Below are 12,971 nucleotides of genomic sequence, written 5' to 3' on the forward strand. Positions count from 1 at the left end.
GCCCGGTGCCGGCCGTCACCGTCCGGTCACTGTTGGCAACGACGGGTGACCTTACCGGGTTCCCGGCCGGGGCCGCCAGCGCGGGCGGCCCCGTCGGGCGGCGGTTACCTGACGGGCAGGTGCTGGCGCATCACCGCCAGCAGGTGATCGGTCTCCACCGGCTTGGTGATGTGGTCGGTGGCGCCCGCCTGGAGGCTCTTCTCGCGGTCGCCCTTCATCGCCTTGGCGGTCAGCGCGATGATCGGCAGGCCGGCGAACCGGGGCATCCGGCGGATCTGCTCGGTGGTCGCGTAGCCGTCCAGCTCCGGCATCATGATGTCCATCAGCACCAGGGCGACGTCCTCGTGCTGTTCGAGCATCTCGATGCCCTCGCGGCCGTTCTCGGCGTACAGCACGGTCAGGCCGTACTGCTCCAGCACGCTGGTGAGGGCGAACACGTTGCGGATGTCGTCGTCGACGATCAGCACCCGCTCGCCGTCGAAGCGGACCGGGGTGCCGGCGCTGGTGCGCACCGGGTCGCCCTGGCGCGGGATGCTCTCCTCGGCCGCGCGCGGGGCCTCCTCGGGGCGGGCGGTGCGGCGGCGTTCCAGGGTGGAGCGGCGGCGTTCCTCGACCAGGCCGCGGGCCTCCTGGGTCCACTGCTCGGCGGGCGTACGGGAGGGCTCCAGGGCGCGCGGGACGGCGCCGCGCTCCAGCGCGACCGGCTCGGGGCCCTCGCTGCGCAGCGGCAGGTAGAGCGTGAAGGTGGAGCCGCCGCCGAGTTCGCTGGCCACGTGGATCTCGCCGCCCAGCAGCCGGGCGATCTCCCGGCTGATGGACAGCCCCAGGCCGGTGCCGCCGTACTTGCGGCTGGTGCCGCCGTCGGCCTGCTTGAACGCCTCGAAGATCTCCCGCAGCTTGTTGCCGGGGATGCCGATGCCGGTGTCGGAGACCGAGAAGGCGATCAGCTGCTCGTCGGGGTCGCCGATGGTGCCGGTCTCCAGCAGTTGCTCGCGCACGTGCTGGGGGGTGTCCGGGCCGGACACCGGGCGGATCATCAGCTCGACCGCGCCGGCGTCGGTGAACTTCACCGCGTTGGAGAGCAGGTTGCGCAGCACCTGCTGGAGGCGCTGCTCGTCGGTGTGCAGGGTGACCGGCAGGTCCGGGGAGACCCGGACCGCGAAGTCCAGGTTCTTCTCGGCGGTGAGCGGCCGGAACGCGGCCTCCACGTAGTCGACCAGCTGGACCAGGGCGATCCGGGCCGGGCGGACGTCCATCTTGCCGGCCTCGACCTTGGACAGGTCGAGGATGTCGTTGATCAGCTGGAGCAGGTCGCTGCCCGCGCCGTGGATGGTCTCGGCGAACTCGACCTGCTTGGCGGACAGGTTGCCCTCGTTGTTGTCGGAGAGCAGCTTGGCCAGGATCAGCAGCGAGTTGAGCGGGGTGCGCAGCTCGTGCGACATGTTGGCGAGGAACTCGCTCTTGTAGCGGGAGGCCAGCGCGAGCTGTTCGGCGCGCTCCTCGAGGATCTGCCGGGCCTCCTCGATCTCGCTGTTCTTGATCTCGATGTCGCGGTTCTGCTGGGCGAGTTGCTCGGCCTTCTCCTGCAACTCCTCGTTGGTGCGCTCCAGTTCCTCCTGGCGGGCCTCCAGCTCGGCCGAACGCATCGACAACTCGGCGGTCAGCCGCTGGGATTCGAGCAGCAGGCCCTCGGTCTTGGTGTTGACCGAGATGGTGTTGACGGTGACGCCGATCTGGTCGGCGATCTGGATCAGGAAGTCCAGCGCGACGGTGGTGAAGCTGGAGAAAGTGGCGAGTTCGATCACGCCGAGCAGCCGGTCCTCGAACAGCACCGGCATCACCACCACGTGCGCCGGGGAGGATTCGCCGAGGCCGGAGGAGATCTTCAGGTACCCGGGCGGGGTCTCCTTCAGCACGATCGGCCGCTTCTCCACCGCGGCCTGCCCGATCAGGCCCTCGCCGAGCCGGAACGTGGTGGGCATGGTGCGCCGGTGGTAGCCGTAGGAGCCGATCAGGCGCAGCACGATGTCGTTCTCGTCGTCGTCCTCGGTGACGAGTTCGGCGGTGCGCCCGGCGGGCTGGGCGAGGAAGAACGCGCCGTGCTGGGCGGAGACCACCGGGGTGAGCTCGCTCATGATCAGCGAGGCGACGGCGGACAGGTCGCGGCGGCCCTGCAGCAGGCCGGACATCCGGGCCAGGTTGGACTTCAGCCAGTCCTGTTCCTTGTTGGTCCGGGTGGTCTCGCGCAGGTTGGCGATCATCTGGTTGATGTTGTCCTTGAGCTCGTCGAGCTCGCCGGACGCGTCCACGTTGATCCGCAGCGACAGGTCGCCCCTGGTGACGGCGGTGGCGACCTGGGCGATCGCGCGCACCTGCCGGGTCAGGTTGTTGGCGAGTTCGTTCACCGACTCGGTCAGGTCCTGCCAGGTTCCGGCCACGCCGGGGACGCGGGCCTGGCCGCCGAGCCGGCCGTCGGTGCCGACCTCGCGGGCGACCCGGGTGACCTCGTCGGCGAACGCGGACAGCTGGTCGACCATGGTGTTGATGCTGGTCTTGAGCTCCAGGATCTCGCCGCGGGCGTCCACGTCGATCTTCTGCGAGAGGTCGCCGCGGGCGACCGCGGTGATGACGAGCGCGATGTTGCGGACCTGGCCGGTGAGGTTGTTGGCCATCAGGTTGACGTTCTCGGTCAGGTCCTTCCAGATGCCGGCCACGCCCGGCACCCCGGCCTGGCCGCCCAGCATGCCGTCGGTGCCCACCTCGCGGGCCACCCGGGTCACTTCGAAGGCGAACGCCGACAGCTGGTCGACCATGGTGTTCAGGGTGTCGGCGAGCGCCGCGACCTCGCCGGCCGCGTCGACGGCGATCTTCTTGGACAGGTCGCCGCGGGCCACCGCGGACGCCACCTCGGCGATGTTTCGCACCTGGGAGGTGAGGTTGGACGCCATCAGGTTGACGTTGTCGGTCAGGTCGCGCCAGATGCCGGAGACACCGGAGACCCGGGCCTGACCGCCCAGCATGCCGTCGGTGCCGACCTCGCGCGCCACTCGGGTGACCTCGTCGGCGAACGCGGACAGCTGCTCGACCATGGTGTTGACGGTGGTGACGAGCTCGCGGATCTCGCCCTTGGCGTCGACGGTGATCTTCTTGGAGACGTCGCCCCGGGCCACCGCGGTGGTCACCTCGGCGATCGAACGCACCTGACTGGTCAGGTTGTTGGCCATCAGGTTGACCGAGTTGGTCAGGTCCTTCCAGGTGCCGGACACCCCGGGCACGCTGGCCTGGCCGCCGAGGATGCCCTCGGTGCCGACGTCCCGGGCGACCCGGGTGACCTCGTCCGCGAACGCCGAGAGCTGGTCGACCATGGTGTTGATGGTGTTCTTCAGCTCCAGGATCTCGCCGCGCGCGTCGACCTGGATCTTCTGCGACAGGTCGCCCTTGGCGACCGCGGTGGTGACCTGCGCGATGCCGCGGACCTGCGAGGTGAGGTTGTTCGCCATCGAGTTGACGTTCTCGGTCAGGTCCTTCCAGACACCGGCCACGCCCGGCACCTGCGCCTGACCCCCGAGGATGCCCTCGGTACCGACCGCGCGCGCCACCCGGGTCACCTGCTCGGCGAAGCCCGACAGCTGGTCGACCATGGTGTTGATGGTGTTCTTGAGTTCGAGGATCTCACCGCGGGCGTCGACCTCGATCTTGCGCGACAGGTCGCCCTTGGCGACCGCGGTGGTCACCTCCGCGATGTTGCGGACCTGCGCGGTCAGGTTGGCGGCCATGAAGTTCACCGAGTCGGTCAGGTCGCGCCACACACCGGCCACGCCCGACACCTGCGCCTGACCGCCCAGGCGGCCCTCGGTACCCACGTCACGGGCCACCGTGGTGACCTGCGCGGCAAAGGAGTTGAGCTGGTCCACCATGGTGTTGACGGTGTTCTTCAGCTCCAGCATCTCGCCGTCGACATCGACGGTGACCTTCCGCGACAGGTCGCCGCGGGCCACCGCGGTGGTCACCTCCGCGATGTTGCGCACCTGCGCGGTCAGCCGGCCGGCCATGGTGTTGACGGAGTCGGCCAGGTCCTTCCAGGAACCGGAGACGCTGCGCACCCGGGCCTGACCGCCGAGCTTGCCCTCGGTGCCGACCTCGATCGCCACCCGGGTCACCTGCTCGGTGAACTCGCTCAGCTGGTCGACCAGCCCGTTCACGGTGCGGCCGACCTTCAGGAACTCGCCGCGCAACGGGTAACTGGCGCCGGTGGTGTGCACCGAGCGCAGCTCCATGGTCTGCGTCAGGTCGCCCTCGGCGATCGAGGACAGCACCCGGCCGACCTCGGCCATCGGCCGGGCCAGATCGTCGATCAGCGCGTTGCAGTTGTCGACGGCCGCCATCCAGGCGCCCTCGCCCACACCGGTCTCCAGGCGCTCGGACAGCCGGCCCTCGCGGCCCACCGCCCGCCGCACCCGGGCCAGTTCACCCGTCAGGTGCTGGTTGCGCTCGGCGACCTCGTTGAACACCGCGGCGATCTCCGCCAGCAGGCCGTCGCCCGGGAAGGTCAGCCGGCGGCGGAAGTTGCCGTCGCGCATCGCGGTCAGCGCGGCCAGCAGCTTGCGCAGCTCCGCGGGCTCCGCGCCGCGCTGACCGGGGCCCTGGCGCCGGCCGCCGGCCCGGGCGGGCGGCGCCGACCGCGTGCCGCGCGCAGCGGCCGTCGTGGTTCCGGACACGTCCTTGGTCGCCGAACTCAACGGGGCCCTCCCAGGTCCTCACTGTCACCGCGACGGAAGGGCCGGAGAAACGGCCCGTCGATTCCCCGCCGTCCCCTCGACCGTACTGCGGTGGTGACGGCACACGGACCCCCCAGTGTGACAGCACTGGCACCCGGTGTCGGACCGGTTGCGGAGGGTTTTCGCGGGCGACCAGGGGAACGACCGGAGAAAGTCGTGAAGGAAATCACCCCCAGGGGCTTGTTTCAGCTCCCCGCCCCCGCGGGGTACCAACCGGAAAGTAGGGTGGAGGGCCGCACCGGGTCGAGGCGACCCCGCCCTGGCCCGCCGCAGATCCCGCCCCACCCGACGTACCAGCAGCAGAGGAGACGTGGCCGTGGTCACCGCGCGCGCAGCCGCCACCTTCGAACCGGTCGACCGGTCGGCCGCCGCGGCCCGCGGCTTCGTCCGGGACGCCCTGCTCGGGTGGGACCTGCCCGAGGTGGTGGACGACGCCGTGGTGCTGGTCAGCGAACTGGTCACGAACGCCGTGGTGCACGCCGGGACGGCCGCCGAGGTGGCCTGCGTGCGCGAGGAGGAAACCGTCCGGATCGAGGTCAGCGACCGGCACCCCGAACGCGGCCAGACCTCGTTCGCCAACGTCACGCTCAACTCCGACCGGTACGCCGACCCGGACAGCGAGGGCGGCCGCGGCCTGCTCATGTGCTCGGCGCTGTCCAGCAGTTGGGGCATCGAGTACGCGGCCGGCCGGAAGACCGTCTGGTTCCGCCTCGCCCTGCCCCAGCAGCAGCCCGGCACCCGGTACGCGCTGCCCAGCCTGCCCGGCGGCGAACTGCCCGCCGCGGACGGGCCGGTGCGGGTCGCCGTGGTCCAGCTCGACGACCACGGCCGGATCCGGCACTGGAACGCCGACGCCGAATCGCTCTTCCAGCTCCCCGCCGACGCCGTGTTCGGCCGCCCCTGGGCCGAACTCGCCGTCTGGCCGCAGACCCCCGGCCTCGGCCTCGGCGACACTCTGCGCCTGGCCCGCTGGGAGGGCAGCTACACGGTGCACGGCGGCGACGGCGCCGCCCGCGAGGTGTACGGCGCCCACGTCCGGCTGCGCGACAGCGGCGGCGCGCCGATCGTGATGTGCCTGCTGGTGCGCGAGTCCGACCGCGCGGTGCTGCGCACCCCGGGCACCGCCGCCTCCACCGAGGCCGCCACCACCGCCGTCGAACCGCTCGACCTGCTGGTCGGCCCGGTCGCACCCGACGACCTGTCCAGCCTGCTGCAGCGGATCGTCGAACGCGCCCGCGACCTGCTCGACGCGGACGCCGCCTACCTGATGCTCACCAGCGAGGACGAGACCGAGTTCGAACTACGCGCCGCCACCGGCCTGGCCGGCCCGGCCCGCCGCTTCGCCCGGCTGCCGATCGACGGCGGCGCCGGCCGCTTCGACTCGGCCCGGCTCCCGGCCGTCCACGAGGACCTCGCGGTGCGGCCCGGCGCCGCACCGCTGCTGGCCGGCACCGACCTGCGCTCGCTGATCACCGTCCCGCTGAAGGTCGAGGGCCGCCTCACCGGCTCGCTCGGCGTGGCCGCCGCCCCGCCCGGCCGCTACGACAACGAGGACGCGCTGCGCCTCCAGTTCGCCGCCGACCGCATCGCGCTGGCCCTGGAGAGCGCCCGGCTCGGCGAGCTGGAGCGGCTGCGGCGCGGCTCGCTGTCCTTCCTGGTGGAGGCCTCCGACCTGCTCGCGGGCACCCTCGAGCACGAACAGACGCTCGCCCTGATGGCGCAGATGGCGATCCCCACCCTGGCGTCCTGGTGCGCCGTCTACACCACCGCGGACGCCGCCGCCGGCGCCGACCTCGCCTTCGTCCTGCACGAGGACGAGGACCGGATCGACGCGCTGCGCGCCCTGCTCGACAAGACCCCCGCCCCGGAGGCGGTGTACAGCCCCGGCGCCCGCACCTGGGCCGCACCCGCCGAGACCGCCCACGCGCTGGGCCTGGCCGACAGCCCCGAACTGGCCGGGCTGCTCGGCGAGACGGTGGTGCTGCCGCTGTCCGCCCGCAACCGGGTGATCGGCCTGCTGGTGCTCGGCACCCGGCGCGGCGTCCGGTTCCGCCAGGAGATCCTGGAACTCGGCGAGGACCTCTCCCGCCGGGCCGCCCTGGCGCTCGACAACTCCCGCCTGTACTCGGAGCGCACCGCCATCTCGCAGGCCTTCCAGCGCGCCCTGCTGCCGCCGGAGCTGCCGAAGATCCCCGGCGTCGAGGTCGAGGTGTTCTACCAGGCCGCGGGCGAGGGCAACGAGGTCGGCGGCGACTTCTACGACCTGTTCCCGATCCGCGAGGGCACCTACGGCTTCGCCATCGGCGACGTCTGCGGCACCGGCCCCGAGGCCGCCTCGGTCACCGGCCTGGCCCGCAACTCGCTGCGCCTGCTGGCCCGCGAGGGCCTGAGCGCCCCGCAGGTCCTCACCCGGCTGAACGCGGCCATCCTGGACGAGGGCAGCCGGGCGCGCTTCCTCACCCTGCTGTACGGCGAGCTGACGCCCCGCGAGGACGGCTCCACCGCCCTGTCGCTGGTCTGCGCCGGCCACCCGCTGCCGCTGCGGCTGCGCACCGACGGGCAGGTCGACCAGGCCGCCTCGCCGCAGCCGCTGCTCGGGGTGATGGACGAACTCGACCTGACCGCCGAGGAGTTGGTGCTCGCCCCGGGCGAGGTGCTGCTGTGCGTGACGGACGGCGTCACCGAGCGCCGGGAGGGCCGCCGGATGCTCGGCGACGACGGCCTGATCGAGGTCCTGACCGGCTGCGCGGGCCTCACCGCCGGCGCGGTCGCCGCCCGGGTGCACCGCGCGGTGGAGCGCTTCGCACCCGAGCCGCCGTCCGACGACATGGCGATCCTGACCCTGCGCATCCCGACCCAGCGGCTCAACTAGTCACGTTTTGCTCACACTTGCTCGTTCAGCGCGGTTCACAAGGGTACAAATCCCGGAGGCCGGGTAGACCGTAGGCGCCGGGGGATTCCACCCCGGAGGGCATCGACCGGCGGCTCGGCCGCCGGTTCTCTCATTCGCCGCAGCCGCCGCACCCCTCTTCGGTGCGCCCACGACCCGGCACCCGGAACCACCTCGCACACCCACCCTTCACCGCGATCTCGCCATGCCCTGGCGCAGAGTGAAAGGAGCCTCCGGTGAGCAATGACGCCTCCGGGGCGAACGCCCGATCCGCAGACGCGGGTCCTCTCGGTTACCTGGCCCTCGGTCTCACCCTGCTCGCGTACGGTCTGCTCGGCACCGGTGTCCTCAGCGGCACCTCGTCCGGCGGCGCCTCCGCGCTGGCTCACCTGGTCGGCGGGGTGACGCTGTTCGTCGCCGGCCTGTGGCAGTTCCGTGGCGGCGACCGCTTCAGCGGCACCGCGTTCACCGCTCTCGGCGCCTTCTGGGCGACCTGGGCGGCGGCCGGCGGGGCCGGCCGGCACACCGCGGGCCTGTTCCTGCTGCTGTGGGCGCTGCTGGCGCTCACCCTGACCGCCGCCTCCTGGGGTGACGGCCTGCTCGCCCGCGCGGTCTACGGCCTGCTGACGCTGTCCCTGGTGCTCAGTGCCATCGGTGTCCTCAGCGACTCCGGCGGCTGGGGCAAGGTCGGTGCCTGGATCGCCGCCCTCTCCGGCCTGGCCGCCTGGTACTGGGCCACCGCCACCCTCACCGGCGGACGTTGGGGCCGGGTGGCACTCCCGGTCAAGTAACCGCCGCAGTCCCCGAGGCCCGGACGCCACCCCCACGGCGCCCGGGCCTCGGCATGTCCGCGCCCGCCCGCATCTCTCCTGGTCAGCGCCCTTGATGAAACCCTTACTTGACGATCCGTCGGATCATCAGTTCTATAGTGCTAGGAAGCTAGATAAATGAGGTTGTGGTGATCGAGTTCCACATCGAGCCCCGGTCCGGTGTCGCCCCTTACCTGCAACTGGTCCACCAAGTACGACAGGCCCTCCGACTGGGCCTGCTGCACGAGGGCGACCGGCTGCCGAAGGTCAAGGACGTCGCGGCCAAGGTCGCGATCAACCCCAACACCGTGCTCAAGGCTTACCGCCAACTGGAGAACGAGGGCCTGGTCTCCCCCAAGCCCGGCGTCGGCACCTTCGTCACCGGCACGCTCGGCGACCCCGCCACGTCCGAACACGAGCCGCTGCGGCAGGAGTTGCGCCGCTGGCTGGCCTCGGCCCGGGCCGCCGGACTGGACCCGGAGTCCATCGAGGCCCTCTTCCTCCAGACCTTCCGAAGCACCGTCGAAGAGGAGCGATGACCGCGATCGTCGAAACCCGGGCGCTGACCAAGCGCTACGGCCGCCGCACGGCCCTGGCCGACTGCACCCTGACCGTCCCCGCCGGACGCGTCGTCGGGCTGGTCGGCCCCAACGGCGCCGGCAAGTCCACCCTGCTGCAGCTCGCCTGCGGCCTGCTCACCCCCACCAGCGGCACCGTCGAGGTGTTCGGCCGGCCCCCGGCCGCCGACAGCGCCCAACTCGGCCGGGTGGGCTTCGTCGCCCAGGACACCCCCACCTACGCCGCCCTGAGCATCACCGACCACCTGCGCCTGGGCGCCAAGCTCAACCCCCGCTGGGACGCCGCCCTCGCCGAGCGCCGCATCCGGCAACTCGGCCTCGACCCCACCCAGCGGGCCGGCCGCCTCTCCGGCGGCCAGCGCGCCCAGCTCGCCCTCACCCTCGCCGTCGCCAAACGGCCCGAACTGCTGCTGCTGGACGAACCGGTGGCCGCCCTCGACCCACTCGCCCGGCGCGCCTTCCTGCAGAGCCTGATGGAGTTCGTCGCCGAATCCGAGTCGCAGGCCACCGTGGTGCTCTCCTCCCACCTGGTCTCCGACCTGGAACGGGTCTGCGACCACCTGATCGTGCTGGCCGGCTCCCGCATCCAGGCCGACGGCGAGATCGACGACCTGCTCGCCACCCACTTCCGGCTCACCACCGCCCGCCGCGACGCCGACACCCTGCCGGCCGGCCTGCGGGTGATCCACGCCGAACACACCGAACGCCAGAGCACCTTCGTGGTCCGCGCCGACGCCGCCGTCGACGACCCGTCCTGGGTGATGGAACCGCTCGGCCTGGAAGACCTCGTCCTCGCCCACCTCGAAGCCACCGCCGACCCCCGACCCGCCCTGGAGCTCCAGCGATGATCTGGCTGACCTGGCGCCAGTTCCGCGCCCAGTTCATGGTGGCCGCCGCCGTACTCGCCGCCGCCACCGCCTTCCTGCTGATGTCCGGCCTGGACCTGCGGGACAAGTACCACGACCTCACGTCCGGCTGCCCCGGCGGCGGCTGCGCCGACGGGAACCAGCTGATCGACACCTACGCCTTCCCCTACTGGACGGGTACGACGCTGGTCATCGTGGTGCCCGCACTCATCGGGGCGTTCTGGGGCGCGCCGCTGATCGCCCGCGAGCTGGAGACCGGCACCCACCGGCTGATCTGGAACCAGGGCATCGGCCGCGGCCGCTGGCTGGCCGTCAAACTGCTGCTGGTCGGCGCCACCGCCGTGATCGTCACCGGGCTGCTCAGCCTGCTGGTGACCTGGTTCTCCGCCCCGCTGGACCACCTCAGCCACGACCGCTTCACCCCGGTGCTGTTCGCCGCCCGCGGCATCGTCCCGCTCGGCTACGCCGCGTTCGCCGTCGCCCTCGGCACCTGCCTCGGCCTGTTCCTGCGCCGCACCGTCGCCGCGATGGCCCTCACCCTGGCCGCCTTCGCCGCCGTCCAGGTGCTGGTCCCGCTCGCCGTCCGCCCCCACCTCGAGCAGCCCGTGCACAGCGTGATCGCACTGGACGCCGACGCCCTGAGGTCCACGCGGATGCTCGGCTTCACCGGCGCCCACGGGCCGTCCGCGACCTTCGTGGCCGGCATCGACAAGCCCGGCGCGTGGATGCTCTCCAACAGCTCGCCCGTCCAAGACAGTTCCGGCCGGACCCTCACCCTCGGCACCCAGCCGTGCGCGAACAACAGCCACGACGTCCCGTCCGAGGAATGCCTCGCCCAGGCGAACCTGCACATCGCCGTCGACTACCAGCCCGCCGACCGCTACTGGCCGTTCCAGTGGATCGAGACCGCGATCTACCTCGCCCTCGCCGCCGCCCTGGCCGCCCTCACCACCTGGGGCCTGCACCGCCGCCTCGGCTGATCAACACACAGGAGCGGCCGAAGCCAACGCAACTGGCTTCGGCCGCACCCCTCACCCTACGACCGACCGAGTCACCGGCTGAACGATCCCGCAATCCACTCCCGCCCCACCGGCCGATTGCTAGGGTCTCCGATCGGAGGCTACGCATGGGCCAGTGGCAGGTGGGCACGGAGACACTCGCCGCATGCCGTTTTGCGTTCTCGCCGCTGGTCGAGACCGTCGCCACCCTCGGCATCCTCGCCGAGATCCGGCCCGAACCCTGGCGCCGCGCCTGGCTCGCCACCCACCAGCCCGCGTTCCACCAGCACCTAGCCGCCTCGCCCCAGCTCGCCGACTGGCTGGCCGGCCGCCAAGCCGCCTACTGGCCCACCGAGTTCCGGCTCCCACCGCCCGACCCGGACGCCACCCCGCACGAGTTCGACCTCACGGGGCTCGACCTGGCCCCCGCACTCGCCGAACTCCTCGGCTGGACCTGGCAGCACGTCGTCCACCCCGAATGGCCGGCCCGCCTGCGTGCGCTGCGCGCCGACGCCACCGGCCGCCGCCGCCTCGCCGACCACCACGGCTGGCCCGCCGCCCTCCCCGTGCTCGGACCCCGGCACCGCTGGCTCTCCACCGGCCGGCTCCAACTCACCGTCCCCACCGACGGCCCCCCGGACGCCGAGCTGCTGTTCGTCCCGACCGGCGCCCGCCACGGCTGGATCACCCAGGACGCCACCCGCGTCGCCGTGATCTACCCGATCTCCGCCGCGCCCGTCCCCACCCCGCGCACCCCGCCCGCCAGCCTCGGCCGCCTGCTCGGCAGCGCCCGCGCCGAACTGCTCGCCGGCCTCGACCGCCCGCGCGACACCGTCCAGCTCGCCACCCTCACCGGCCTCAGCCCCGCCGCCGTGGACGACCACCTCACCGTGCTGCTCGACGCCCGCCTGGTCGCCGGCGCCCGCTCCGGCACCGCCGGCCGCTACTACCGCACCGCCCTCGCCGAAGCCCTGCTCTCCGCCCAGCCCGGCTGAGCCCGTCAGCCCTCCACCGCGCTGGACTCCCGCTCCTGCTCCTCGGGAAGTACCGCCACCGCCTCCTCCGGCTCCTCCGGCCGGCGCCACCCCGACAGGGCCGCCTGCACCAGGTAGACGGTCAGCAGGATCGCCAGCGCCACCAGCCCGTCCGCCCAGAAGTGGTTGGCCGTCACCACGACCACCCACACCGTCACCAGCGGGTGCAGCACCATCAACCACCGCCACGGCCCGCGGGCGACCGTGATCACCGCCACCGCCGTGATCACGCACCACGCCACGTGCACCGAGGGCATCGCCGACAACTGGTCCGCCACCACCCCCGCGACCGCGTTGCCGTACACCGACTGCCCGTACTGCGCCGCCAGATCCACGAACCCGTTCCCCGGCAGCATCCGCGGCGGCGCCACCGGAATGAACTGGATCAGCAGACACACCGCCGTGGTCGCCACCACCGTGGTCCGCACCCACGCGTACCGCTGACGGTGCCGCAGGAACAGCCACAGCAGCACTATCAGCATCACGCCGAAGTGCATCGTCGCGTAGTAGTAGTTCGCCACCTGCACCAGCCACGGATGCCCCACCACCGACCGCTGCCAGTCCGCCTCGTCCGGCAGCCCCAGTCCCAGCTCCGTCCGGTGGATCCAGTCCGCCCGGTCCAGCGCATGGTCCGTCCCCACCAGCGACAGATGCCCCACCACCTGCCACAGCGCGAACAACGCCAGCAGCGTCCCCGCCTCCCGCAGCACATCCGCCGCGACCCGCCCCCGACGCCACTCCCCCGTACTGGCCCGCCGCGCGGCCACCCGACCGACGGTGAACGCCGCTCCGTACAGCGCCGCGGAGGCCGCGGCCGAGGTTTGCCAGGTCAAGGTCAGGTTCTGCATTGGCGAAGGTTATCCGGAAATTTTCCGGCCGGGAATGCAAAGAAGCCCCCTGACATCCCGTCAGGGGGCTTCTTCTGAAGAATTGTTCGGCGGCGTCCTACTCTCCCACAGGGTCCCCCCTGCAGTACCATCGGCGCTGTGAGGCTTAGCTTCCGGGTTCGGAATGTAAC

8 protein-coding genes and 1 rRNA gene are annotated in these 12,971 nt (G+C 72.0%); 6 read left to right on the forward strand and 3 right to left on the reverse strand.

The window, feature by feature from the left end; translation table 11 throughout:
• Positions 1-104: 104 nt before the first annotated feature.
• On the reverse strand, positions 105-4,580 hold the full coding sequence (locus tag ACGFWJ_RS31280; RefSeq protein WP_392955500.1) for a HAMP domain-containing protein: 4,476 nt from the start codon (positions 4,578-4,580) through the stop codon (positions 105-107).
• Between the two features lie 514 nt (positions 4,581-5,094).
• Here ACGFWJ_RS31280 and ACGFWJ_RS31285 point away from each other — a divergent pair.
• From ACGFWJ_RS31285 to ACGFWJ_RS31310, 6 genes are all read left to right on the forward strand, one after another.
• Positions 5,095-7,650 carry a SpoIIE family protein phosphatase gene (locus tag ACGFWJ_RS31285; protein WP_392955478.1) on the forward strand — a complete coding sequence of 852 codons (2,556 nt, stop codon included), beginning with the start codon at positions 5,095-5,097 and terminating at the stop codon, positions 7,648-7,650.
• Between the two features lie 254 nt (positions 7,651-7,904).
• Positions 7,905-8,459 carry a GPR1/FUN34/YaaH family transporter gene (locus ACGFWJ_RS31290; protein WP_392955480.1) on the forward strand — a complete coding sequence of 185 codons (555 nt, stop codon included), beginning with the start codon at positions 7,905-7,907 and terminating at the stop codon, positions 8,457-8,459.
• A 167-nt stretch (positions 8,460-8,626) separates the two neighbouring features.
• Positions 8,627-9,016 (forward strand): GntR family transcriptional regulator, encoded by a 390-nt coding sequence (locus ACGFWJ_RS31295; protein ID WP_392955482.1) that lies wholly within the window; start codon positions 8,627-8,629, stop codon positions 9,014-9,016.
• Positions 9,013-9,903 carry an ABC transporter ATP-binding protein gene (locus ACGFWJ_RS31300; protein ID WP_392955484.1) on the forward strand — a complete coding sequence of 297 codons (891 nt, stop codon included), beginning with the start codon at positions 9,013-9,015 and terminating at the stop codon, positions 9,901-9,903. The genes ACGFWJ_RS31295 and ACGFWJ_RS31300 overlap by 4 nt, the downstream gene beginning before the upstream one ends.
• Positions 9,900-10,901 (forward strand): ABC transporter permease subunit, encoded by a 1,002-nt coding sequence (locus ACGFWJ_RS31305; protein ID WP_392955486.1) that lies wholly within the window; start codon positions 9,900-9,902, stop codon positions 10,899-10,901. The genes ACGFWJ_RS31300 and ACGFWJ_RS31305 overlap by 4 nt, the downstream gene beginning before the upstream one ends.
• A gap of 146 nt (positions 10,902-11,047) precedes the next feature.
• Positions 11,048-11,914 carry a winged helix-turn-helix domain-containing protein gene (locus ACGFWJ_RS31310; RefSeq protein WP_392955488.1) on the forward strand — a complete coding sequence of 289 codons (867 nt, stop codon included), beginning with the start codon at positions 11,048-11,050 and terminating at the stop codon, positions 11,912-11,914.
• 5 nt (positions 11,915-11,919) lie between these two features.
• Here ACGFWJ_RS31310 and ACGFWJ_RS31315 read toward each other — a convergent pair whose 3' ends face one another.
• Together ACGFWJ_RS31315 and rrf are read right to left on the reverse strand one after the other, a co-directional pair.
• Positions 11,920-12,801, reverse strand: coding sequence for a phosphatase PAP2 family protein (locus ACGFWJ_RS31315; protein WP_392955490.1), 882 nt, complete (start codon positions 12,799-12,801; stop codon positions 11,920-11,922).
• An 84-nt stretch (positions 12,802-12,885) separates the two neighbouring features.
• Positions 12,886-12,971: ribosomal RNA gene (gene rrf, locus ACGFWJ_RS31320) — 5S ribosomal RNA — on the reverse strand; the annotation flags it as partial.

Origin of the sequence: Kitasatospora sp. NPDC048407 (assembly GCF_043200475.1) — a bacterium.
Taxonomy (GTDB): domain Bacteria; phylum Actinomycetota; class Actinomycetes; order Streptomycetales; family Streptomycetaceae; genus Kitasatospora.

Coding starts and splice junctions, on each gene's coding strand:
- ACGFWJ_RS31280 (WP_392955500.1), bottom strand. CDS start 4,580: ATGCGCGACGGCAACTTCCGCCGCCGGCTGACCTTCCCGGGCGACGGC.
- ACGFWJ_RS31300 (WP_392955484.1), top strand. CDS start 9,013: ATGACCGCGATCGTCGAAACCCGGGCGCTGACCAAGCGCTACGGCCGC.
- ACGFWJ_RS31305 (WP_392955486.1), top strand. CDS start 9,900: ATGATCTGGCTGACCTGGCGCCAGTTCCGCGCCCAGTTCATGGTGGCC.
- ACGFWJ_RS31310 (WP_392955488.1), top strand. CDS start 11,048: ATGGGCCAGTGGCAGGTGGGCACGGAGACACTCGCCGCATGCCGTTTT.
- ACGFWJ_RS31315 (WP_392955490.1), bottom strand. CDS start 12,801: ATGCAGAACCTGACCTTGACCTGGCAAACCTCGGCCGCGGCCTCCGCG.